The 21,707-nt window shown below is 73.3% G+C and carries 22 protein-coding genes; 10 read left to right on the forward strand and 12 right to left on the reverse strand.

The window, feature by feature from the left end; all coding sequences use genetic code 11:
- Positions 1 to 40: 40 nt before the first annotated feature.
- The 4 genes from FLX08_RS05660 to murA all read right to left on the reverse strand — a co-directional run bounded on the left by FLX08_RS05660 (position 41) and on the right by murA (position 5,803).
- On the reverse strand, positions 41 to 715 hold the full coding sequence (locus FLX08_RS05660) for a response regulator transcription factor (RefSeq protein ID WP_208761292.1): 675 nt from the start codon (positions 713 to 715) through the stop codon (positions 41 to 43).
- Entirely contained in the window at positions 696 to 1,373 is a 678-nt protein-coding gene (locus FLX08_RS05665) for a response regulator transcription factor (protein WP_142617134.1), read from the reverse strand. The genes FLX08_RS05660 and FLX08_RS05665 overlap by 20 nt, the downstream gene beginning before the upstream one ends.
- Positions 1,374 to 1,590: 217 nt before the next feature.
- Positions 1,591 to 4,446 carry a transglycosylase domain-containing protein gene (locus FLX08_RS05670; protein ID WP_244312437.1) on the reverse strand — a complete coding sequence of 952 codons (2,856 nt, stop codon included), beginning with the start codon at positions 4,444 to 4,446 and terminating at the stop codon, positions 1,591 to 1,593.
- A 52-nt stretch (positions 4,447 to 4,498) separates the two neighbouring features.
- Positions 4,499 to 5,803, reverse strand: coding sequence for a UDP-N-acetylglucosamine 1-carboxyvinyltransferase (gene murA / locus FLX08_RS05675; protein WP_142617135.1), 1,305 nt, complete (start codon positions 5,801 to 5,803; stop codon positions 4,499 to 4,501).
- Positions 5,804 to 5,904: 101 nt separating this feature from the next.
- Between murA and FLX08_RS05680 the strand changes: the two genes are divergently transcribed.
- Positions 5,905 to 6,423 (forward strand): hypothetical protein, encoded by a 519-nt coding sequence (locus tag FLX08_RS05680; protein WP_142617136.1) that lies wholly within the window; start codon positions 5,905 to 5,907, stop codon positions 6,421 to 6,423.
- Here the strand turns inward: FLX08_RS05680 and FLX08_RS05685 are convergent.
- The 3 genes from FLX08_RS05685 to FLX08_RS05695 all read right to left on the reverse strand — a co-directional run bounded on the left by FLX08_RS05685 (position 6,413) and on the right by FLX08_RS05695 (position 8,838).
- On the reverse strand, positions 6,413 to 7,813 hold the full coding sequence (locus FLX08_RS05685; RefSeq protein WP_142617137.1) for an amidase: 1,401 nt from the start codon (positions 7,811 to 7,813) through the stop codon (positions 6,413 to 6,415). The genes FLX08_RS05680 and FLX08_RS05685 overlap by 11 nt on opposite strands.
- A gap of 77 nt (positions 7,814 to 7,890) precedes the next feature.
- Entirely contained in the window at positions 7,891 to 8,388 is a 498-nt protein-coding gene (gene ybaK, locus FLX08_RS05690; protein WP_030509932.1) for a Cys-tRNA(Pro) deacylase, read from the reverse strand.
- A 93-nt stretch (positions 8,389 to 8,481) separates the two neighbouring features.
- A complete protein-coding gene (locus FLX08_RS05695) occupies positions 8,482 to 8,838 on the reverse strand; it encodes an arsenate reductase family protein (RefSeq protein WP_142617138.1) in 357 nt (118 codons plus the stop codon).
- A 131-nt stretch (positions 8,839 to 8,969) separates the two neighbouring features.
- Here FLX08_RS05695 and FLX08_RS05700 point away from each other — a divergent pair, with 131 nt between their 5' ends.
- Positions 8,970 to 9,608, forward strand: a complete 639-nt coding sequence (locus FLX08_RS05700) for a hypothetical protein (protein WP_142617139.1) — start codon at positions 8,970 to 8,972, stop codon at positions 9,606 to 9,608.
- Here FLX08_RS05700 and FLX08_RS05705 read toward each other — a convergent pair.
- The 5 genes from FLX08_RS05705 to FLX08_RS05725 all read right to left on the reverse strand — a co-directional run bounded on the left by FLX08_RS05705 (position 9,597) and on the right by FLX08_RS05725 (position 16,055).
- Complete coding sequence (locus FLX08_RS05705) at positions 9,597 to 10,832, reverse strand: NAD(P)/FAD-dependent oxidoreductase (RefSeq protein WP_142617140.1); 1,236 nt, start codon at positions 10,830 to 10,832, stop codon at positions 9,597 to 9,599. The two genes, FLX08_RS05700 and FLX08_RS05705, sit on opposite strands and share 12 nt — an antisense overlap.
- Entirely contained in the window at positions 10,829 to 12,274 is a 1,446-nt protein-coding gene (locus tag FLX08_RS05710; RefSeq protein WP_142617141.1) for an NAD(P)/FAD-dependent oxidoreductase, read from the reverse strand. Before FLX08_RS05710 ends, FLX08_RS05705 begins: the two co-directional genes overlap by 4 nt.
- Positions 12,271 to 13,710: an FGGY family carbohydrate kinase gene (locus FLX08_RS05715; protein ID WP_142617142.1), complete on the reverse strand. Its 1,440-nt coding sequence runs from the start codon at positions 13,708 to 13,710 to the stop codon at positions 12,271 to 12,273. Before FLX08_RS05715 ends, FLX08_RS05710 begins: the two co-directional genes overlap by 4 nt.
- Positions 13,707 to 15,215 (reverse strand): amino acid permease, encoded by a 1,509-nt coding sequence (locus FLX08_RS05720; RefSeq protein ID WP_142617143.1) that lies wholly within the window; start codon positions 15,213 to 15,215, stop codon positions 13,707 to 13,709. Before FLX08_RS05720 ends, FLX08_RS05715 begins: the two co-directional genes overlap by 4 nt.
- A gap of 75 nt (positions 15,216 to 15,290) precedes the next feature.
- On the reverse strand, positions 15,291 to 16,055 hold the full coding sequence (locus FLX08_RS05725) for a DeoR/GlpR family DNA-binding transcription regulator (RefSeq protein ID WP_142617144.1): 765 nt from the start codon (positions 16,053 to 16,055) through the stop codon (positions 15,291 to 15,293).
- Between the two features lie 199 nt (positions 16,056 to 16,254).
- Here FLX08_RS05725 and hisD point away from each other — a divergent pair, with 199 nt between their 5' ends.
- The 8 genes from hisD to FLX08_RS05760 all read left to right on the forward strand — a co-directional run bounded on the left by hisD (position 16,255) and on the right by FLX08_RS05760 (position 21,706).
- Positions 16,255 to 17,562, forward strand: coding sequence for a histidinol dehydrogenase (hisD, locus tag FLX08_RS05730; RefSeq protein WP_142617145.1), 1,308 nt, complete (start codon positions 16,255 to 16,257; stop codon positions 17,560 to 17,562).
- Positions 17,559 to 18,635, forward strand: coding sequence for a histidinol-phosphate transaminase (locus FLX08_RS05735; protein ID WP_142617146.1), 1,077 nt, complete (start codon positions 17,559 to 17,561; stop codon positions 18,633 to 18,635). The genes hisD and FLX08_RS05735 overlap by 4 nt, the downstream gene beginning before the upstream one ends.
- A complete protein-coding gene (gene hisB / locus FLX08_RS05740; RefSeq protein ID WP_142617147.1) occupies positions 18,632 to 19,237 on the forward strand; it encodes an imidazoleglycerol-phosphate dehydratase HisB in 606 nt (201 codons plus the stop codon). Before FLX08_RS05735 ends, hisB begins: the two co-directional genes overlap by 4 nt.
- Complete coding sequence (locus FLX08_RS40415; protein ID WP_167530285.1) at positions 19,237 to 19,389, forward strand: hypothetical protein; 153 nt, start codon at positions 19,237 to 19,239, stop codon at positions 19,387 to 19,389. Before hisB ends, FLX08_RS40415 begins: the two co-directional genes overlap by 1 nt.
- The gene (hisH, locus tag FLX08_RS05745; protein ID WP_167530298.1) at positions 19,386 to 20,018 is read left to right on the forward strand and encodes an imidazole glycerol phosphate synthase subunit HisH; all 633 of its coding nucleotides are present in this window, start codon (positions 19,386 to 19,388) and stop codon (positions 20,016 to 20,018) included. Before FLX08_RS40415 ends, hisH begins: the two co-directional genes overlap by 4 nt.
- A gap of 114 nt (positions 20,019 to 20,132) precedes the next feature.
- Positions 20,133 to 20,504, forward strand: coding sequence for a hypothetical protein (locus FLX08_RS05750; RefSeq protein ID WP_142617149.1), 372 nt, complete (start codon positions 20,133 to 20,135; stop codon positions 20,502 to 20,504).
- A gap of 4 nt (positions 20,505 to 20,508) precedes the next feature.
- Positions 20,509 to 21,234 (forward strand): bifunctional 1-(5-phosphoribosyl)-5-((5-phosphoribosylamino)methylideneamino)imidazole-4-carboxamide isomerase/phosphoribosylanthranilate isomerase PriA, encoded by a 726-nt coding sequence (gene priA / locus FLX08_RS05755; protein ID WP_142617150.1) that lies wholly within the window; start codon positions 20,509 to 20,511, stop codon positions 21,232 to 21,234.
- A gap of 52 nt (positions 21,235 to 21,286) precedes the next feature.
- On the forward strand, positions 21,287 to 21,706 hold the full coding sequence (locus tag FLX08_RS05760; RefSeq protein WP_142617151.1) for a RidA family protein: 420 nt from the start codon (positions 21,287 to 21,289) through the stop codon (positions 21,704 to 21,706).
- Position 21,707 lies beyond the last annotated feature (1 nt).

Raw genomic sequence — 21,707 nt, forward strand, 5'->3', positions numbered from 1 at the left:
CCGGAAGCCGGCGCCGCGTCCAAGGGCGTGACCACCACGATCAGCGGGTGCTAGCACCCCCGTGCTCGGACAGGTACATCAGCACGGCCATCACCCGGCGGTTCATGTCGGGCTCGGCGCCCAGCCCGAGCTTGGCGAACAGCGCGTTGATGTGCTTTTCCACCGCCCGCTCGGTGAGGAACAACGCGGCCCCGACCGCGGCGTTGCTCTTGCCCTGCGCGATCTGGGCCAGCACGTCCCGCTCGCGCGAGGTGAGCTGGGCCAGCGGCGACGACCGCGCGTGCACGGTGTCGGCCACGAGCGCCTCCACCACCGCCGGGTCGATCACCGAGCCGCCCCGGGCCACCGTGCGGACCGCCTCGATCAGGTCGTGCGCGTCGCTCACCCGCTCCTTGAGGAGGTAGGCCCGGCCGCTGCTGCCCCCCGCCAGCAGCGGCGTCGCGTACGCGGGCTCGGCGTACTGGGAGAGCACCACGACCCCCACCCGCGGGTGGGACTCGCGCAGCCTGACGGCGGCCTGGACCCCCTCGTCGGACGCCGTGGGGGGCATCCTGATGTCGGTCACCACGACGTCGGGATCGTGCTCGCCCACCGCCGCCATCAGCCCGGGGAGATCGCCGCAGGTGGCGACCACCTCCAGATCGGGCTGGAGATCCAGGACCCGCCGCACGCCCTCGCGCACGAGCAGCGAGTCCTCAGCGATCACGATTCTGATGGGCACCTGTCCCCTCCATACGCAGCCACGTGAGCACCGCGAGGACACGGCGGTTGTCGTCCGGGGTCTGGCTCAGGCCGAGCTTGGTGAGCACGGCCGCGATGTGCGCCTCGACCGTCTTCGTGCCGAGGAACAGCGCCCTGGCGATCGCCGCGTTCGACCTGCCCTCGGCCATCAGGCGCAGCACATCCCGCTCGCGCGCGGTGAGCCGGTCGGCGAGCGACTCCTCCTGCCGCAGCCGGAACAGCATGCTGACGACCTCGGGGTCCACCGCGACGCCGCCGGCGGCGACCCGCTCCAGCGCGTCCCGGAGTGCGGACGCGTCGTCGACCCGGTCCTTCAGCAGATAGCCGACGCCGCGCGGGCTCGATTCGAGCAGCCGCGCGGCCAACGCGCCCTCGGCGTACGTGGACAGGACCAGCACGCCGAGTGCGGGAAAGCGTTTCTTCAGCTCCGTCGCCGCCACCAGCCCCTCGTCGGTGAAGGTGGGAGGCATCCGCACGTCGAGGATGACGGCGTCGGCGGGCCGCGTCTCCAGCAGGGCGGTGAGTTCGGAGGTGTCGGCGGCCTGCGCCACGACGGTCACGCCGACGCGGTCGAGCAGCAGAGCCAGTCCCTTACGGAACAGGGCCGAGTCGTCACAGATCACCACCCGCATGCATGTCAGTGTGACACGGCTCGCACACCCACCGAGACCGGCAGCGGGCGGCCCTGACGGCCGGTGGCCGTGGACGGCAGGTGCCGGATGCCCCCGCCGGGGAACGGCGAGAGCGGCCGGTGTGCGCCAGGGCGAGTCGTGAAGCGTCGCGGCATCGCGGTGTCAGCGCGGGACGGGTGTTCGCCCGGTGGCGGGGATGGCGGCTCCGGGCGCTTTGTCAGCGCTGGGGGTGGCTGTTGGCCCGGTGGCGCGGATGGCGGCTCCGGTCGTGGTGCTTCTTCTCGCGGTGCTCGCCCGCCCCGCGCCCGGTCTGGCGGGCCGCCCGGCCGCGGTGCCCGTCTTGCGCGGTGCCCTGGCGTGTCCGCCGCGCCTCGTTCTTCCGGGCCTCGTTCTTCCGGGCCTGGCTCTTCTGCGCCTTGCTCTTGGGTGCCTTGTTCTGCCGGGCCTTGGCGTGCTGGGTGGTGGCCTTCCGGGCCTTGGCGTGCTGGGGTGGGCCGCCTCGGGCGGAGGAGCGCTGGGCGGCGGGAGCCGATGCCGGAGGAGCGGCGGCGCGGGGGCGGGTGAGACTGGCCCAGTCCACCGGTCGCGCCGCCGGCGGCACACCGGCCGAGCCCGTACGCGGCGCACGGGGAGAGGAGCCGCGGACCGCCGGGCGAGTTGCGGAGAAGAGCGGACGGCTGGGTGTCCGCGCGCCCGAAACGGCGGACGAGTGCCGGGCGGAGACGCCGCCGGTCACGGGAGGGCGGATCACAGGGAGAGCGGGTGCGGCCCCGGCGCCGGTGGGAGTGGTCATGCGGCCCGCGGCCAGGGGGCTGGTCGCGGCGCCGCCGGAAGCCCCCGCAACGCCGCTCGCCGCGCCGTTCGACACGTCCTGCGCGGTGGCCGAGGCGTCGTCGTCGTGCTTTTTGCGCTCGGCCTCCCGCTTCTTCTTCTCCTTCTTGCGCTGCTTCTCCAGCGCCTCCTTCAGGCCCGGGGTGAACCCGCCGCCGAACCGGGCCATGTCCGGCGGGACGAAGCCGTACGCCGGGATGTCCCGCAGGGCCGCGCGCATCGAGTCCACCCAGATCGGGCCGGGCAGCGAGGCGCCCTGCACCGAGCCGTAATAACGGCCGCCGATGGTGACGCCGGTGAGCGGATAGCGGTAGGAGCCGCGGATGTCGCCCACGCTGACGGCGGCGGCGAGGCCGGGGGTGTATCCGGCGAACCAGGCCGAGGTGTAGCCGTTGTTCGTGCCGGTCTTGCCCGCGGCGGGCCTGCCGATGGACTGACCGCGCATCGTGCCCTTGGTGAAGACTCCCGTGAGCACGTGGCTCACCGCGTCGGCGACCGCGGGTTCGATCGCGGTCCCGCAGGCGGGCGGTATGTCGGTGCGGGTGCCGTCGCGCTCCACGACGGCGGTGATGGCCATCGGCCGGCAGTAGCGGCCGCGGGCGGCGAGCGCCGCGTACGCCGCCGCCACGGTCGTCGGGTCCATCTCGTTGGCGCCCAGCGTGAACGTCGGCACCTCGTGGAGCGGCGTGCCGTCCGCCCGCCTGATGCCCAGCGACTTGGCCGTCTGCACGACGTCGCACAGGCCGACCTCGCGCTCCAGCCGCATGTAGAAGATGTTCACCGACTGCCAGGTGCCCATCTCCAGGCTGTACGGCCCGCCGCCGCCCTCGCCGCCCGCGTTGTGGATGACCGTGTGCGGGTCGTTGACGGCCCTGCCCGAGCAGTCGCGGTAGCCGTACGACGGGACGTACGCGCCGGGGATCGTGAAGCCGTCGCCGAACCGCATGCCCTGCTTCAGCGCGGTGGCCAGCGTGAACACCTTGAAGGTGGATCCCGCCTGCAGGCCGAGCCCGCCACCGTGGGCGGTGTCGGCCGCCAGGTTGTAGGTGGTGCCGGGCCCGAGGTCGCGGTCGTGCGGGTTGCGCCCGTAGCGCTTGCTCACGGCCATCGCGCGGATGTGCCCGGTGCCCGGCTCGATCATCGTCTCCGACGCCACCTGGTTGTCGCGCGGCTTGACCCGCGCGGAGATGGCACGCTCGGCGGCCCGCTGCGCGACCGGGTCGATGGTCGTCCAGATGGTCAGCCCGCCCCGCTGCAGGCGCCGCTCCCGATCGGCCCTGCTGTAGCCGAAGGCGGGATTGGTGAGCACCTCGCGCTCCACGTACACACAGAAGAAGGGGTGGGCGCTGCCCGCGCAGCCGCCGGGCTCGGGACTCAGGCGCAACCCCAGCGGCGCGGCCGCGGCGGTGCGCGCCGCGTCGTTGCCGATCTTGCCGAGCTCCGCCATCCGGCCGAGGATCAGGTCGCGCCGGGTGCGCAGCCGGTCGCGGTGCTCGTCGCCCAGCGAGGGATCGGTGTCGTACGGCGTGCGCACGGCGCCGGCGAGCGTCGCGGCCTGCGTGAGCGTGAGGTCGGCGGCGTCGACGCCGAAGAACCGCTTGGCCGCCGCCTGGACGCCGAAGGCCCCGGCCCCGAAGTAGGCGATGTTGAGGTAACGCTCGAGGATCTGGTCCTTGGTGTATTTACGCTCCAGCGCCAGGGCATACCGCAGCTCGTCGAACTTGCGGCGGAACGAGCGGACGAGGGCCTGCGCCCGCTCCTGCTCCGACTCGGCCTGGCTCACCATGATGTTCTTGACGAGCTGCTGGGTGATGGACGAGCCGCCCTGCCGGATCCCGCCGGCCCGCGTGTTGGTGACGAAGGCGCGCAGCGTGCCCTTGATGTCCAGGCCGCCGTGCTCGTAGAACCGGGCGTCCTCGATGGCCACGATGGCCTGCCGCATGACCGGGGCGACCGCGCTCAGCGGCACCGACTGCCGGTTCTGGTAGTAGAACTGGGCGATCTGGCGTCCGTTGCGGTCGAGCAGCCGCGTCACCTCGGGCAGCGGCTCCTCGCGCAGGGGCGCGGGCAGGTAGGTGAGGGTGGACGCGGCGCTCCTGGCCGCCAGGCCGGCCCCGCCCACGAAGGGCATCACCAGCCCGGCGACCAGGGTGCCCCCGGCCGCGCCGCACATGCCCAGGGCGAGGACGGCGCGCCCGAGACTGACGCGCCCGAGACTGACGCCGAGAAGACGAGAGGTCACGGGATATCAGTGCGACCTCTGGCGTTTCTCCAAACCCAGGGGCCGCAAAGCTTTACGTAAGCCTGTTGATCTTCAACCCGAGGGAGGTGAACTGTTCGAACGGCCTGTGGTAACCGCGTTCGATGTGGTTGACGCCGCGCAGGGTCGAGGTGCCCTCGGCCACGGCGGCTGCCAGCACCGCGGAGAACCCGGCGCGGATGTCGGGGAGCGTGACGTCGGCCCCGCGCAGGTTGGAGACCCCGCGGACCACCGCCGAGTGCTTGGCGTTGGTGTCGTGGTAGCGGCACGCCGGTCCGCCCAGGCACTGGGCGAACACCTCGATCTCGCATCCCATCTTCTGCAGGGCGGGAACGTACACGAGCCGGTTCTCGAACACCGTCTCGTGCAGCACCGACATGCCCTCGGCGCGGGTGAACAGCACCATCAGCGGCGTCTGCCAGTCCGTCATGAAACCGGGGTGGGTGTCGGTCTGCACCGCCGCGGCACGCAGGCCCTCCGGGGCGGAGGCGCACAGCCACTCGTCGGTGATCTCGAACCGCGCGCCCATCCTCGCCAGTGTGGTGATGGCGGTGACGAGCCGGTCCTGGGGGCAGCCGTGCACGCGCACCTCGCCGCCGGTCACGAGGCCCGCCACGAGGTAGGAGAACGCCTCGATGCGGTCGCCGGCCAGCCAGGTGGAGGCGCCGTGCAGCCGTTCGACACCCTCGATCACGATGCGCCGGTCGGGGCTCAGCTCGATCATCGCGCCCATGCGCTGGAGGAACAGCGCCAGCTCCACCACCTCGGGCTCCATCGCCGCGCCCTTGATGACGGTCTTGCCCTCCGCCAGCACCGCGGTCATGAGGATCGTCTCGGTGGCGCCCACGCTGGGGTAGGGGAGCGTGATGCGGCTGCCGCGCAGCCGGGCCGCCTTGGCGGTGATGCCGTTGTCGCCCACCTCGATCTCCGCGCCCATGGACCGCAGCGCCTCGACGTGGAAGTTGACCGGCCTCCTGCCGATCGGGTCGCCGCCGACGAGGGGGACGAACGCCTCGCCCGCCAGGTGCAGCAGCGGGCCGAGCATCAGGATCGGGATGCGGTTGAGCCCGGTGTACTCCTCCGGCACCCGCGGCCGTATCTCGGTGCCCCGCTCGATGGTGATCTCACCCGGGGTGATCTCCACGTGGATGCCGAGGGCTTCGAGCATGGCGGCGGTGAGCCCCACCTCGCCGACCTCGGGGGCGTTGTGCAGCGTGCTCGGACCCGTGCCGAGCATCGCCGCCACCATGTGTTTCGAGACCGCGTTCTTCGATCCACGGACCTCCACGTCCCCCCGCAGGGGGCCGGACGGGTCGATCTGCCATACCTCTTCGCTCACTCGGCCTCCTTGGCCCACACCGATGCCGTGTGTCCCCTGCACGCGGCTCAGGCAAGCGTAACGGGACCGGACCCGATCACCACGTGGGTACTATCGGGACGGTGCGGCATCTGAGGGGCAATCTGGCGGCGATCGGGGTAACCGTCCTCGTACTCGCCGTCCTCGGGGTGGTCGCGGGCTACGTCTGGTCGGCGCTCGCCCCCGCCGCGCGATACGTGCTGATCGACGGGACGCCGCATCTGGCCGATCCCGAGTCGCAGTCGCTCATCGAGGCCGACGGCTGGTTCGCCGTGGTCACCGGCGCGTCCGGCCTGGCCTGCGGGATCGCGGGGTACGTGCTGTCGCGCAAACGGCCGGTCGAGGTCCTCGTGGGGCTCGCCGCCGGCGGGCTGCTCGCCGGATATGTCGCCATGCTGGTCGGCAGTACGGCCAAGGGCGGGGTCCAGGCGGCGGGACCGGACGGCTACACCACCACGACCTCGCTGGACCTGACCGCGCACGGCGTGCTGTTCGCCTGGCCGCTCATGGCCACCGCGGTCTTCTGGGTCATCGAGTTCGCCGTGACCTACAACCAGCGGGGCAGCGCAACCCAGGCCCTGCCGCCGGGGCCTAAGCTCTGACGAGGCCCGGCTCGGTCCGCCAGAAGCCGGTCGCCTGTTCGAAGGCGTGCCCGAGGCGCAGGACGTCCATGTCGGCCCACGGCCTGCCCACGATCTGCAGGCCGACCGGGAGGCCGTCGGGCGTGAACCCGCACGGCACCGACATCGCGGGCGCGTGCAGCACGCTGATCCAGTAGCACGACCGCATCCACGCCAGGTAGTCGGGCATCTCCACCCCGGCCACCTCCGTGACGTACGGCTGCTCGACCGGGAACGGCGGCACCTGGCTGACGGGCGCGACCAGGAAGTCGTAGCGGCCGAAGAAGTCCCGCATGCGGTGGAACAGGCCGGTGCGCAGCCGCTCGGCCCTGGCGAGGTCGGCCCCGGTGACCTTCCGGCCCTGTTCGATGTTCCAGGCCACGTTGGGGCCCACATCGGGGAGGTCGCCGAAGTTGAGCGCGTAATACCACGACCGGTAGACGCGGAACGCCTCCTCGGCGCCGGACAGGTCCAGGTCCACCCGCTCGACCTTGGCCCCCAGCGCGGCCAGCGTCTCGGCCGCCCGCGCCGTCGCGGCGGCCGTGCGGGGGTCGACCGGCAGGCCGCCGAGGTCGGGGCTGAAGGCGACCCGGACCCCGGCGAGCTCCATGTCGAGCGACCCCGCGAACGCCGAGCCGTCCTCGCGGATCGAGAACGGCGAGACCGGGTCGAACCCGGCGATGGCCGACATGAACAGCGCCAGGTCGCCCGCGGTGCGGGCCATCGGCCCCGGCACGCTGAGCGTGTACCAGGCCGCCGTCGCCGACTTCGCCGGCACCCGCCCGGGGGTGGGGCGCAGACCGGCCACGTTGCAGAACGACGCGGGGTTGCGCAGCGAGCCGCCCATGTCGGAGCCGTCGGCCAGCGGCACCATCCGGCAGGCCAGCGCCGCCGCCGCGCCGCCGCTGCTGCCGCCCGCGCTCTTCGACAGGTCGTACGGGTTGCGGGTCGCCCCGAACACCTCGTTGACCGTGTGCGAGCCGGTGCCGAACTCCGGGGTGTTCGTCTTGCCCAGCGCGATCCCGCCCGCCTCGCGGATGCGCCGCACGAGCGGGTCGTCCTCCGTCGGCACGTGGTCGGCGAACGCCCGCGAGCCGTACGTGGTGCGGACGCCCGCGGTGTCGGCGAGGTCCTTGTGCGCGACCGGGATGCCGTGCAGCGGGCCGCGCAGCAGGCCGCGCCGCAGGTCCTCGTCGGCGCGCGCGGCCTGGTCGAGCGCACGCTCGGCGGTCAGCGTCACGACGGCGTTGACCCGCGGGTTCGTCTCCTCCACGCGGCGCAGGCACGCCTCGGTCAGCTCGGCCGCGCTCACCTCGCGCGCTCGCAGCAGCGCGGCCATCTCCGTCGCGGTGAGATCGGCCAGCTCGTTCACAGCTCCCCCGTTCGGTGTGGCTTCCGGCCAGTCTTACGGCCGGTGAGCCGTACGGGCGATGGCAACAGTAGACAGGCTCAGAGCTTCGCGATGGGGGCGGTCACCGCCTGGGCGAGCCGGACGAGGTTGCCCGGCGCGGTCTCGATCTGCAGGCCGCGCCGCCCGGCGGAGAAGTAGATCGTCTCGAAGCCGAGCGCGGACTCGTCCACCACGGTCGGCAGCCGCTTGCGCTGGCCGAGCGGGCTGATGCCGCCGACGACGTAGCCGGTGACCCGCTCCACCTTGGCCGCCTCGGCCATCGCCGCCCGCTTGCCCTTCAGCGCCGCCGCGAACGCCTTGAGGTCGAGCTTGCCCGCCACCGGCACGACCGCGACCGCGAGACCCGCCTCGGTCTCCGCCACCAGCGTCTTGAAGATCCGCTCGTACGGCAGCCCGAGCGCGTCGGCCGCCTCCTCGCCGTACGCCTGGGCGTTCGGATCGTGGTCGTAGGGGTGAAGGGTGAACTCCGCCTTCGCCTGCGTGAGGGCGACCGTCGCCGGAGTGCTCTGGCCGCCCTTGCTCTTGGTCTTGCTCACGACGGCAAGCTTAGGGTCGCTCCGCTCCGGCAAGCTTGAGGTCGCTCCGCTCCGGCAAGCTTGAGGTCGCTCCGCTCCCGGCGGGCGACCGCGTCAGGGGAGGACGGAGCGTACGGCCTCGGGGGAGCGGGCCACCACGGCGGTGCCGTCGTCGGCGGTGATGATCGGCCGCTGGATCAGGATCGGGTGGGCGGCCATGGCGTCGATCCACCGTCCGCGGGCCGCCTCGTCGCGTGGCCACGACTCGAGGCCCAGCTCGGCCGCGACGGGCTCGCCGAGGCGGGCGACGTCCCAGGGCTCCAGGCCGAGGCGGCCGAGCACCTCGGTCAGCTCCTCCGCGCTCGGCGGGTCCTCCAGGTAGTGCCGCACGGTGTATCCGGCGCCCTCGGCGTCGAGCAGCGACAGGGCCGACCGGCACTTCGAGCAGGCCGGGTTGATCCAGATCTCCATGCGGCCATTGTCCCGCCGGCGGAGCGCAAACAGGCCTTCATGCCCACCCGGCGAATGGCAAAACGATCTAAAGGGGACAATTTCTTCACGTGGCCTTTATCGACGGGAGCGGCCGGGGGGAAGGGCAGTCGATGGGAACGGTCAGTGGTGTCGCGGGTGACGTCGCGAAAGGACAGGCGTGCCTGTTCGGCGGGCTCGGGGTGTGCGTCACGCTCCGGCCGGAGGGTTTGGCGGTCAACCACGGCATGAGTTACTTCGGGGTCCACTGGCAGACCCTGCTGCCGTACGCCGCGGGTCTCGCGGGCGCCGCGCTGTTCACCAGCCGGGCGCTGCGCGACGCGGCGGCCCGCACGCCGCACCCCGCCCACCTGCGGCGGATGGCCGGCTCGTTCGCCGTGCTGCTGGCCGGGATCGTGCTGACGCCCTACACGCTGGGCGGGGCGGTCGACTGGGCGCACCGGGGGCTGGGCGCGGCCCTGTTCGTGCTCCAGCTCCTGCTGGCCGTGCGGCTCGTCGCGTGGGCCCGCGGTGACGCGGTCGGCGTCGCGTTCTTCCTCGTCCAGCTCGGCGGGGGCGTCCTCGCCGCGGTGTACGTGCTCCAGACCGAGGGGCTGCTCATCCACGGCGAGGCGACGTTCCAGCTCGGATTCGCCCTGGTGCTGGCCAGGACGCTCCCGCTGCTCGCGCCTCCGGTCGCCACGGCGTCCCCGGCCTCGGGCGGCGCGCCCGCCGCCGCGCCCGGCTCCCCGGCGACGGTCTCATGCCAGTGAGACGGTGATCGGCCCGCCGTGCGGGTCCGCGCCGGACAGCAGCGACGACGGCACCCGGAACACCCGGCCGGGGGAGACCGGCCACGGCAGCGTGCGGCGGGCGATCTCGCGGCCGTCCTGCGTCACCATCACCCTGGCGACGGCGCGGTGCTCGTCCGGCCACAGCAGGATCCGGCGCCGGGGCGGCGCGCCCGCACCCGGCCTGACCAGGCCGGGGGAGACCCATCGGAACGGTGCCCCGGCCCGCAGCGGGATCGCCTCCGCGCCGGTGGGCGTGCCGCCGAGGTAGGCCAGGACGTGCCGCACCACGTGACGGCCGTCGAGGGCCGCCACGTCGGCGGTGTCCACGGGGTGGACCAGGTTGCCGACGGCGAACACGCCGGGGCGGCTGGTGGCCAGGGCGTTGTCCACGACCGGGCTCCTGCTGCCCGGGTCCATCGCCAGCCCGGCGGCCCGGGCCAGCTCGTGGTCCGGGATCCAGCCGCCGGTGAACACCACCGTGTCGCAGGGCACCGTGCGGCGCTCGCCCGTGCGCAGGTCCTCGATCTCGACCGACTCCACGGTGTCGCGCCCGTTGATCCGTACGACCCGGGTGGCGGTGGCGACGGGCACGCGCAGCACGGCCCGCCCCGGCACGCTGAACGCCGCGTACGACTCGGCGCGATCGTGCTCGCTGGTCATCAGCACGGTGCGGCAGCCCGCCGTGCGCAGGGTGAGCGCGGCCGACCAGCTCACCAGCTCGGCGCCGACGATGACGGCCCGCGTCCCGACCTTGCCGTGGTGCAGGTGGACCACGTTCTGGAGCTGCCCTGTCGTCAGCACGCCCGCCGGGCGGTCGCCCGGCACCATCCGGGCCGTACGGGGACGCTCCCTGGCGCCGGTCGCCAGGACGACGGCGCGGGCGTCCACCCGCAGGCGGCCCTCCGGGGTGGTGACGTCGAGGGCGTGCTCCCCGGCCCATCCGGTGACCATGGCCGAGGTGCGCACCAGCGCCCCGGCCTCCAGCGCGCGGTTGGCCAGCAGGCGGGCGTACGCCGGGCCGGTCATCACCGTACGCAGGTCGCGCAGGCCGTAGCCGGTGTGGTCGCTGTGCCGGGGGATGCCCCCCGCCTCGCGCTCGCGGTCGAGCACCAGGACACGCAGGCCGGCCGCCGCGAGACCGGCGGCGGCGGTCAGCCCGGAGGGGCCGCCGCCCACGACGGCGACGTCGGTGGTGAGGTTCATCGTGACTCCTCCACAGAATCCGGCACGGGAGCGAGGCGACGGCCGACCTCGGCTCCGCAGAAGAAGCCCTGGCAGCGGCCCATCATGGCGCGGGTGCGACGGCGCAGGCCGTCGATGTCGGCCGGGGGGAGCGGGGAGGCCAGGGCGTCCCTGATCTCCCCGGCGGTGACCCGCTCGCAGAAGCAGACGACGGTCCCGTACGCCGGGTCCCCGGCGATGAGGTCGTCGCACATGTACGGCCGGGGGAAGGCCTCGCCGATGTTGGGCATCCGGGGCGGCTCAGGCAGCTCGTCGCGTACGGAGGTGACCAGGCCCGCCTCGGCCAGCAGCCCGGCGGCGTGCTCGGCGAGCGCCATGGACGAGGTCAGCCCGGTGGACCGGATGCCGCCGAGCACGAGGTAGCGCTCCGCGCCGTCGAGGTGGACCTGGTAGTCGCCGTGCTCGGTGGCGGCCCGCAGTCCGGCGTAGGAGGCCGTGACCTCCTCCTTCAGCAGCTCGGGCATGAGCGCGAGGCCCTTGTCCACCAGGAACGCGAACCCCTCCTCCGAGGTGGAGGTGTCGGCGCGGTCGCGCAGGTCCTCGGCGGTCGGGCCGAGCATCACGTTGCCGTAGATCGTCGGGCTGATCAGCACGCCCTTGCCGCGCGAGCTGGGCACGGGCAGCACGATGCGGTTCGCCAGCGGCCTGGCCATCTTGTCGAAGACCAGCAGCTCGCCCCGGCGCGGCGTGACCGTGAACCGCTCGTGCCCGAACAGGCGGTCGACGGCGTCGGAGCCCAGCCCCGCGGCGTTGACGACCCAGCGGGCCCGCAGCGGGCCCCTGTTCGTCAGCAGCACGGTCTCCTCGCCGCCGTCGCGCTGGACGCCCTCGACCCGCGTGTTCAGCAGCACGCCGGCGCCCCGCGCCAGCGCCTCGGTGGCGAACGCGAGCGTGGTGGTCCACGGGCAGATGATCGACTCCCCGGGCACGGTCAGCCCGCCGAGCGCGCCGGGGCCGAGGGCCGGGACCAGCCCGTAGACCTCGTCCGCACCGACGATCTCGCACTGCCGGTAGCCGTTCTTCACCGCCTTGTCCGCCAGAGCGGGGAGCGCGGCCAGCTCCTCGCCGGTCCAGGCGACCAGCAGGGCGCCGGTGCGCTCGACCGGGATGCCGGCGCGCTCGGCGTACCCGCCGAGCAGTTCGTATCCCCGCCGCACCAGGCGCGACTCCAGCGTCCCCGGCGTCGCGTCGAAGCCGGTGTGCAGGATCGCGGTGTTGGCCTTGCTGGTGCCGTCGCCGACGTCCGGACGCGCCTCGACCAGCGCGACCGACAGGGCGCGGCCGTCGTGCTCACGTCCGGCCAGCTCGCGGGCCACGGCGGCGCCCACCACGCCGCCGCCGACCACCGCCACGTCGACCGTCCCGTCCGGCAGCGGCCCGGACCTGCTGACTCCCCCGGTCATGCGTCCCTCCCCGTATCGATCGCCGCGCGGACACCCCGCCGCCAGCGCGTCATGAACTCCTCCGACCGCTCCGCCGGCCAGCGCGGCTCGTACGTCGTCGCCGGGGCCCACGCGGGTACGGCGTCAGCCACCGCGAGCGAGGGGGTCACCGCGAGGCGGGCCAGCGCGGCGGCGCCGAGTGCGGTCGCGTGCGGCGACGGGTAGACGTCCACCGGCGCCTGCAGCAGGTCCGCCTGGGCCTGCATGAGAGCGGCCGACCGGGTGAGCCCGCCGTCCACCCGCAGGCGGGCCAGCGGGCGGCCGAGGTCGGCCGCGACGACCGCGGCCAGGTCGGCCACCTGGGCGGCGATGCCCTCCAGGACGGCCCGGATCAGGTGCCCGGGCCGGGTGGACAGCGTCATGCCGAGGAACGCGCCGGTCGCGTCCGGCCGCCACCAGGGCGCGGCCAGCCCGGCCAGCCCGGGGACGAACAGCGCGCCCTCCGCGTCCGGCGCGGCCAGTGCGTCCAGGTCGGAGGCGTCGCCGACGAGGCCGAGGCCGTTCAGCCACCGCACCGCGGAGGCCGCCGTGTAGACCTGCCCGTCCACGCAGTAGGGCGTGGCCCCCCTGGCCCGCCACGCCACCGACGTGGTCAGGCCGGAGGCCGAGCGCACCGGCCGCTCGCCGGTGTTGGCGAGCAGGAACGCTCCGGTGCCGTACGTGCACTTGGCCTCGCCGGCCGACAGGCAGCCCTCCGCCAGCAGCGCGGCCTGCTGGTCGACGACCAGGCCGCCGACCGGGATCTCCCCGCCGAAGGCCCGGGTCGTCCCGACGACCTCGTCGCAGGCGACGATGGCGGGCAGGCGCTCGCCGTCCAGGCCGAACAGGCCGAGCAGTTCCCCGCTCCACTCGACCGCGTCGAGGTCGAGCAGCGCCGACCTGCTCGCGGTCGCCGCGTCGGTGACGAACTCGCCGGTCAGGCGGTGGACGAGCCAGGTGTCGCTGGTCGTCACCACCCCCTCACGGGTGAGGTTGCGGCGGATCCAGGCCATCTTGGGCGCGGAGAAGTACGGGTCGAGCACGAGCCCGGTCAGCTCGGCGACCCTCTCGGCGTGCCCGGAGAGATCGGCGCACACCTCCTCGGCCCGCCGGTCCTGCCACACCAGCGCGGTGGTCAGCGGCTCGCCGGTCGCCGGGTCCCAGGCCAGCACGGTCTCGCCCTGGTTGGCCAGCGTGACCGCGCCGACGGGCACCTCCGCCGCCGCGACGGCCTCCCGCCCGGCGGCCAGCACCGAGTCGAGCAGTTCCCGCGGGTCCTGCTCCACCCGCCCGCCCGGGAGGTACGCCGGACGGACCGGCGCCTCGGCCGTCGCGAGGACCGCGCCGTCGCCGTCCACCACGAGCGCCTTGGTGCCCGAGGTGCCCTGGTCGATCGCCAGTACGGCCGGCGCGCTCACAGGAGCTCCGCGGAGTCGCCGGTCTCGCGGGTCAGGCGGTCCCGGCCGCGCACCCACACGACGGCGAACACGACGGCGCCGAGCACGAGCGAGCCCAGGGCGTACACCTGCGCGGTGCGGAAGTCGGACGGGATGAGGAAGATGGCCAGTTCGATCACCAGCCAGATCACCGCGCCCGCCACGACCAGCGGCTCCCACTTCCCGAGGCGGAAGTCGTCGGGCCGCGGCCGGTGCCGGCGACGGGTGCCGAGGTAGAGCGCGACCGTGCCGGCGTACAGCAGGGCCGGCATGAGCGTGCCCGCCCCGAGGAGCTGTGACAGGGCGTCGGCGTTGCCGGAGAAGGCGAGCACGATGGCGATCGACGCGCCGGCCGCGAGCACGGTGGCCCAGGTCGGGCCGCCGGTGGCGCGCGGCACCCGGCTCAGCGCCGCGGAGAACGGCAGCCGGCCGTCGCGGGCCATCGAGTGGACCAGGCGGCTGCAGCTCACCATGATGACCAGGCCGCAGGCGAAGATCGCGAGGCTCACGACGACGAGGAAGGCCCGCGCCACCCCGGCGCCGAGGACGTTCTCGACCACCTGGGCGACGGGCGCGGAGGAGGCGGTGATCGACGCCACGTCGTTCCCGAGGGCGGCGGTGACCACGACGAGGAACAGCATGCCGAGGGCGACGCTGAGCAGGATCGCGCGGACCATGGCCCGGGGCACCACCTGCTTGGGGTTGATCGTCTCCTCGGCGAGGTTGGCCGCCGACTCCCAGCCGACCAGCGTGAACGCGCCGAGCAGGGCCGACAGCATGAACGGCCCGAGCCAGCCGAAGTAGCCGTCGCCGGAGACGGCGCCGGTGGAGGTGAGGTTGGACCACTCGGCGTGGCCGCCGAAGATCGCGAACCCGGCGATCAGCAGGGTCAGCCCGATCATCGCGATCACCTCGGCGCTCACCGCGAGGTTGTTGATCTTCGTGGTGATCGGGGTGGACCAGATGATCAGGACCATCTGGACGACCAGCACGACGAGCGTGGTGAGCGCGCCGGCCATGGGCGTGTACTCCCAGCCGAACAGCGGGAACAGCGCCACCTGGGCGAGGCCGTAGTCGACCGCCACCGCGACGATCGCGAGGAACGCGAACGACACCCAGCCGAACCACCAGCCCAGCACCGGCGAGGCGAGCCTGCTCGCCCACTGGTAGCTGTAGCCCGACAGCGGGATGCGGCTGGCCAGCGCGCCGTACAGGAGGGCGACCGCGACCGTGCCCGCGCCGACGATCGGCCAGGTCCAGATGCCCGCGGGCCCGCCCGAGTTGAGCACGGTGCCGTACGTGGTGAACAGGCCGGTGGTGATCGAGATGAAGGAGAACGCGACGGCGAAGGACTCGAACGACTTCAGCGTGCGCGAGAACTGCTGGGCGTACCCGGCGTGGGAGATGGCCGCGTCGGCCTGATCTGCGCCGTTGTCATGAATGCTGTTTCGATCATGCGATGGCGGGCGCGTGGAAGGATGGGTCATGGATCGTCTCCTGGCTGGAACTGGGGAGAGTGCAACGGTCCGGGCCCGGCGGCGTGGCCGCGCCGCCGGGCCACCCTACGGGTTGATCACCTCGGCACCCGCCCTGACCAGGGCGGACGCCAGTGGTTGCGGGGGTTCCGCGTCGGTGATGAGACCGGACAGGCCGTCCAGGGGGCACACCCGGTAGGCGGCGACCCTGCCGTGCTTCGATGTGTCGGCGAGCACGTACGTCCTGGCGGTGTTGGCGAGGATCACGCGCTTGGTCGCGACCTCGTCCAGGAAGTAGTCGGTGAGCCCGGCTTCGGCGTCCACCCCGCCCGAGCCGAGGAACGCCACGTCGGCCCGCAGGTCCTGGAAGAACCCCAGCGTGCAGGCGTTGGAGACGGCGAGGTCGCCCTGCCGGACCCGCCCGCCCGCCACGAGCACCTCGACGCCGGGGCGGCCCGCGAGCTCGGCCGCCACCAGCAGCGAGCAGGTGGCGACCACCCCCCGGAAGGACGGGGGGACGGCCCTGGCGACGTGGACGGCCGTGGTGCCGACGTCGATGACCACGGTCTGGCCCGGCCGCAGGAGCTGCGCCGCGAGCTCGCCGATCACGGCCTTCGCCTCCGACTGGCTGGTCGAGCGCTCAAGGTAGGACAGCTCCTCGCCGGTGCCGGACGGCGCCGAGGTCGCCCCGCCGTGGACGCGGACGAGCAGCGCCCGGCGCTCCAGGATCGCCAGGTCGCGCCGGACGGTCTCGTGGGAGACGCCGAGCAGCGCGGCCAGGTCCTCGGTGCGCACGGTCCCCTTCCGCCCGAGGGCTTCGATGATCCGCTGGTGGCGCTGTGCCGGAAGCAAGAGATCCGCCTTTGACCGAATGTGACTGGTATTGCCCGAGAGTGTGGATTAGTGCCCGGAAACCTGTCAAGAGCCGGGCCGGCGAAACGTGCGGGGGAGCAGATTCCCCAGCTCCCGAGGGGTGCGGCCGCCGGTGAAACGCCCGTCCCGAATGCTGGACACACGCGGATCCGTCCCTGGTCATCCGTAGACTGGGACGGTGATTTCCCGTATCGACCTGCGCGGGTCCCTTCCTGCCGACCTGCGCGACGTGCTGCCCCGCGCCGACCTCGACGTCGAGGCCGCTCTGGAGAAGGTGCGGCCCATATGTGAGGACGTACGCCATCGCGGCGCGGCAGCCGTACGGGAGCTGACCGCGCGGTTCGACGGCGTCGAGCTGGAGTCGGCCCGGGTGCCCGCCGAGGCGCTCGCACGCGCCCTGGAGGAGCTCGACCCGGCCGTGCGCGCGGCGCTGGAGGAGTCGATCCGCCGGGCCCGCCTGGTGCACCGCGACCAGCGGCGCACCGACACCACGACGCAGGTCGTGCCGGGCGGCACGGTCACCGAGCGCTGGGTGCCGGTCGACCGCGTGGGGCTCTACGTCCCCGGCGGCCGGGCCGTCTATCCCTCCAGCGTGGTCATGAACGTCGTCCCCGCCCAGGAGGCGGGCGTGCCCTCGCTGGCCGTCGCCTCGCCCCCGCAGAAGGAGTTCGGCGGGCTCCCGCACCCCACGATCCTCGCCGCGTGCGCGCTGCTCGGCGTCGACGAGGTGTACGCCGTGGGCGGCGCCCAGGCCGTCGCGATGTTCGCCTACGGCACCGAGGAGTGCGGCCCGGCCACGATGGTGACCGGTCCCGGCAACATCTGGGTTGCCGCGGCCAAGCGCCTGCTCAAGGGCCGCATCGGCATCGACTCCGAGGCCGGGCCCACCGAGATCGCGATCCTCGCCGACGAGACCGCCGACCCCGTGCACGTCGCGGCCGACCTGATCAGCCAGGCCGAGCACGACGTGATCGCCGCCTCCGTGCTGGTCACCACCAGCGTGGAGCTGGCCGACGCCGTGGAGAAGGAGCTGCCCGGCCAGGTCACGGCCACCCGGCACAGCGAGCGCATCACCGAGGCGCTCGCCGGCCGCCAGTCGGGCATCGTGCTCGTCTCGAACCTCGACGACGGCCTCAAGGTCGTCGACGCCTACGCCGCCGAGCACCTGGAGATCCAGACCGCCGACGCCCGCGCGGTCGCCGCCCGGGTGCGCAACGCCGGAGCGATCTTCGTCGGCCCGTACGCGCCGGTGTCGCTCGGCGACTACATGGCGGGCTCCAACCACGTGCTGCCGACCGGCGGCTGCGCCTGCCACTCCTCGGGGCTGTCGGTGCAGACGTTCCTGCGCGGCATCCACGTGGTGGACTACAGCCGCGAGGCGCTGGCCGGGGCCGCGCCGTACGTGTGCGCCCTCGCCGACGCGGAGGACCTGCCCGCCCACGGCGCCGCCGTCCGCGCCCGCTTCGACTGGGAAGTGCCCGCATGACGACCCTCGACGACCTGCCGATCCGCGACGACCTGCGGGGCAAGCAGCCCTACGGCGCGCCGCAGCTCGACGTGCCCGTCCAGCTCAACACCAACGAGAACCCCTACCCGCCGTCGGCCGCGCTGATCGACGACCTCGCCCGTGCCGTACGGCAGGGCGCGGCGACGCTCAACCGCTATCCCGACAGGGACGCCGTCGAGCTGCGCAAGGACCTCGCCGACTATCTCGGCCACGGGCTGACGGCCCGCCGGCTGTGGGCCGCCAACGGTTCCAACGAGATCATCCAGCAGATCCTCCAGGCGTTCGGCGGCCCCGGCCGCTCCGCCATCGGGTTCGAGCCGTCCTACTCGATGCACCCGATCATCGCGGGCGGCACGAACACCCGCTGGATCGAGGGCCTGCGCGACGAGGACTTCGCGATCGACCCGGACGCCGCCGTGGCCGCGATCGAGGAGCACCGCCCCGACGTGGTGTTCCTGACCTCGCCCAACAACCCGACCGGCACGGCCCTGCCGCTGGAGGTCATCGAGCGGATCCTCGCCGCCGCGCCCGGCATGGTCGTGGTGGACGAGGCGTACGCCGAGTTCGCCCGCACGGGCACGCCGTCGGCGCTGACCCTGCTGCCCGGCAACCCCCGGCTGATCGTGACGCGCACCATGTCGAAGGCGTTCGCGATGGCCGGCACCCGGCTCGGCTACCTCGCCGCCGACCCGGCGGTGGTCGACGCCCTGCTGCTGGTCCGCCTGCCCTACCACCTGTCCACGCTGACCCAGGCGGCGGCCCGGGTGGCGCTGGCGCACCGCGAGGACCTGCTGGGCACGGTCGACGCGCTGCGCGCCGAGCGGGACGCCACCGTCGGCTGGCTGCGCGGGCGCGGCCTGAAGGTCGCCGACTCCGACGCCAATTTCGTGTTGTTCGGTACCTTTGCGGATCGGCGGTCCGTATGGGAGGGACTGCTCGACCGCGGGGTGCTGATCCGGGAGACAGGTCCCGCGGGCTGGCTGCGCGTGTCGATCGGCACGCCGGAAGAGATGGCGGCGTTCCGCGCCGCGCTGGAGGGGGTCCTCGCATGACCGAGCTCAACGAGCGCCGCGGCCGCGTCGAGCGCACCACGAAGGAGACGTCGGTGCTGGTCGAGGTCTGCCTCGACGGCACCGGGATCGTCGACGTGTCCACCGGTGTCGGCTTCTACGACCACATGCTCGCCCAGCTCGGCAAGCACGGCCTGTTCGACCTGACGGTGAAGACCGAGGGCGACCTGCACATCGACGCCCACCACACGATCGAGGACACCTCGATCGCGCTCGGCGCGGCCTTCCGCGAGGCCCTGGGCGACAAGTCGGGCATCCGGCGGTTCGGCAGCGCCTCCTGCCCCCTGGACGAGGCGCTCGCGCAGGTCACGGTGGACCTGTCCGGCCGGCCCTACCTCGTCCACACCGAGCCCGAGAGCATGGCCCCGATGATCGGGCCCGACTACGACACCACCATGACCCGGCACATCCTGGAGTCGTTCGTCGCGCAGGCGGCGGTCTGCCTCCACGTGCACGTGCCGTACGGGCGCAACGCCCACCACATCGTGGAGGCGCAGTTCAAGGCGCTCGCGCGGGCGCTGCGCGAGGCGTCGGAGCGCGACCCCCGGGCGACCGGCGTGCCCAGCACGAAGGGCGTGCTCTGATGACCTTCGCGTCCGGGGGGATGATCTTCATCGGTCTCTTCCTGATCGGCGGGGTCATCTCGGGCATCCGGCAGGGCCTCAAGCTGCTGGCGGCGCTCGCCGGCGTCGGGGCCGTCATGGCGATCACAGCGGGGGTGATGTGGTGGCAGTGAGCAGGCGGGTCGTCGTCCTCGACTACGGCTCGGGCAACCTCCGCTCGGCCGAGCGGGCGCTGGCCCGCGTCGGGGCGGACGTCACCGTCACCGCCGACTTCGACGCGGCCCTTGAGGCGGACGGGCTCGTCGTGCCCGGTGTCGGCGCGTTCGCGGCGTGCATGGAAGGGCTCAAGGGCGTGCGCGGCGACCAGATCGTCGGCCGCCGCCTGGCCGGCGGGCGCCCGGTGCTCGGGATCTGCGTCGGCATGCAGATCCTGTTCGAGGAGGGCGTCGAGCACGGCGTCCACACCGAGGGCTGCGGCGAGTGGCCCGGCACGGTCGAGCGGCTCGACGCGCCCGTGCTGCCCCACATGGGGTGGAACACCGTGACCGCGCCCGAGGGCAGCGTGCTGTTCCGCGGTATGGAGGAGGGCACGCGCTTCTACTTCGTCCACTCCTACGGGGTGCGCGAATGGCGGCTGCAGGCCGGCGACGGCTTTCAGCAGCCGCTGGTCGCCTGGGCCGAGCACGGCGTGCCGTTCGTGGCCGCCGCCGAGAACGGCCCCCTCATGGCCACCCAGTTCCACCCGGAGAAGTCCGGGGACGCGGGGGCCGTGCTGCTGTCCAACTGGCTGAGCACGTTGTGAGCGTGTCCGGCAGGCGAAATCTCGAGGCAGCGGTGCGACACTGGGAACCGGCGGGGCCGCGGCGCGTACGGCCGGCCAGGCCGAGGCCGTGACCGGACCTGAGCGGGAGGCCCGATGAGCAAGGAACGGGCCCGTCGGAGGGCAGAGCGGGAAGCCGAGCGCGAACGCCTCGCGGCGGCCCGGGCCGAGCGCGAGGCGAGGGCCGCCAGGCGGCGCGAGATGCGCGAGCGGCTCGTGGGGCCCCTCGCCGGAGCCGTGACAGCGGTGCTGCCGCGACCGGCGAGGCCGGTGCGGGTGGCCCGGCAGCGCGGCTATCTCGCCCGCCGCCGCCGCACGGAGAACGGCGTCGTCGTCGTGCTGTGGTTCCTCGTCCAGGTGCTCGCCTGGATCCTGCTCGACTCGTGGATGGCCCGCCTGGGCGTGTTCCTCGGCTCGATCCTGCTGCTCCCGGTGTTCGTCACCATCGTTTTCGACCGGAGGTCATGACCAAATGTCGCTCGTATTGCTCCCAGCCGTCGACGTCGCCGACGGCCAAGCCGTCCGCCTCGTGCAGGGCGAGGCGGGGACGGAGACCTCGTACGGGGATCCGCTCGCCGCCGCCCTCGCCTGGCAGAAGGCCGGCGCGGAGTGGATCCATCTGGTCGATCTCGACGCGGCGTTCGGCCGGGGGAACAACCGCGAGCTGCTCGCCTCCGTCGTCGGCGCGCTGGACGTGGACGTCGAGTTGTCCGGCGGGATCCGTGACGACGCCTCGCTTGAGGCCGCGCTGAGCACCGGCTGCCGCCGGGTCAACATCGGCACGGCGGCGCTGGAGAACCCGGAGTGGTGTGCCAGGGCGATCGCCGAGCACGGCGACCGCATCGCCGTGGGGCTCGACGTGCGCGGCACCACGCTGGCCGCCCGCGGCTGGACCCAGGAGGGCGGCGACCTGTGGGACGTGCTCGACCGGCTGGAGTCGGAGGGCTGCCCGCGTTATGTCGTCACCGACGTGACCAAGGACGGCACGCTGCGCGGTCCCAACCTCGACCTGCTCCGTGAGGTGTGCGCGCGGACCGACCGCCCGGTGATCGCCAGCGGGGGGGTGTCCTCGCTCGACGACCTGCGCGCGATCGCGACGCTCGTGCCGGACGGCGTCGAGGGCGCCATCGTGGGCAAGGCGCTGTACGCCCAGGCGTTCACCCTGGAAGAGGCGCTCGCGGCGGTGAAGTCCGCATGAGCGAGCGCGACACCTGGCGCATGCCGTTCGGGGCCGAAGGAGAGGAGGCGGCATGAGCACGCAGATGCCCGAAGGGCGGATCTCCTCCGGCGGCCCGTGGGAGGACCGTTACGGCTACGCCCGCGCGGTCGTGGCCGGGCCGCACGTGCTCGTGTCCGGCTGCACCGCCACCGTGGGCGGTGAGGTCCAGCACCTGGGCGACGCCTACCAGCAGACGCTCACCGCCTTCTCCATCGCGCTGGACGCCGTGGAGAAGGCCGGCATCACCCGGGCCGACGTGGTGCGGACCCGCCTGTACGTGGTGAACGCCGGCGACTTCGACGCCGTCGGCAAGGCCCACGGCGAGATCTTCGGCGACGTGCGGCCCGCCTGCACGAGCGTGCAGGTCGCCGGGCTGGTCGACGAGCGCATGCTGGTCGAGGTCGAGGTCGAGGCCTATCGGCCGGTGGAACACGGCAACGGCGGAGGCTGAG

This window comes from Microbispora hainanensis, assembly GCF_006874475.1.
In the GTDB taxonomy this organism is placed as follows: Bacteria; Actinomycetota; Actinomycetes; order Streptosporangiales; family Streptosporangiaceae; genus Microbispora; species Microbispora hainanensis.

Coding starts and splice junctions, on each gene's coding strand:
- FLX08_RS05665 (WP_142617134.1), bottom strand. CDS start 1,373: ATGCGGGTGGTGATCTGTGACGACTCGGCCCTGTTCCGTAAGGGACTG.
- FLX08_RS05695 (WP_142617138.1), bottom strand. CDS start 8,838: ATGGAGATCTGGATCAACCCGGCCTGCTCGAAGTGCCGGTCGGCCCTG.
- FLX08_RS05700 (WP_142617139.1), top strand. CDS start 8,970: ATGGGAACGGTCAGTGGTGTCGCGGGTGACGTCGCGAAAGGACAGGCG.
- FLX08_RS05705 (WP_142617140.1), bottom strand. CDS start 10,832: ATGAACCTCACCACCGACGTCGCCGTCGTGGGCGGCGGCCCCTCCGGG.
- FLX08_RS05710 (WP_142617141.1), bottom strand. CDS start 12,274: ATGACCGGGGGAGTCAGCAGGTCCGGGCCGCTGCCGGACGGGACGGTC.
- FLX08_RS05720 (WP_142617143.1), bottom strand. CDS start 15,215: ATGACCCATCCTTCCACGCGCCCGCCATCGCATGATCGAAACAGCATT.
- FLX08_RS05735 (WP_142617146.1), top strand. CDS start 17,559: ATGACGACCCTCGACGACCTGCCGATCCGCGACGACCTGCGGGGCAAG.
- hisB (WP_142617147.1), top strand. CDS start 18,632: ATGACCGAGCTCAACGAGCGCCGCGGCCGCGTCGAGCGCACCACGAAG.
- FLX08_RS40415 (WP_167530285.1), top strand. CDS start 19,237: ATGACCTTCGCGTCCGGGGGGATGATCTTCATCGGTCTCTTCCTGATC.
- FLX08_RS05750 (WP_142617149.1), top strand. CDS start 20,133: ATGAGCAAGGAACGGGCCCGTCGGAGGGCAGAGCGGGAAGCCGAGCGC.
- priA (WP_142617150.1), top strand. CDS start 20,509: ATGTCGCTCGTATTGCTCCCAGCCGTCGACGTCGCCGACGGCCAAGCC.
- FLX08_RS05760 (WP_142617151.1), top strand. CDS start 21,287: ATGAGCACGCAGATGCCCGAAGGGCGGATCTCCTCCGGCGGCCCGTGG.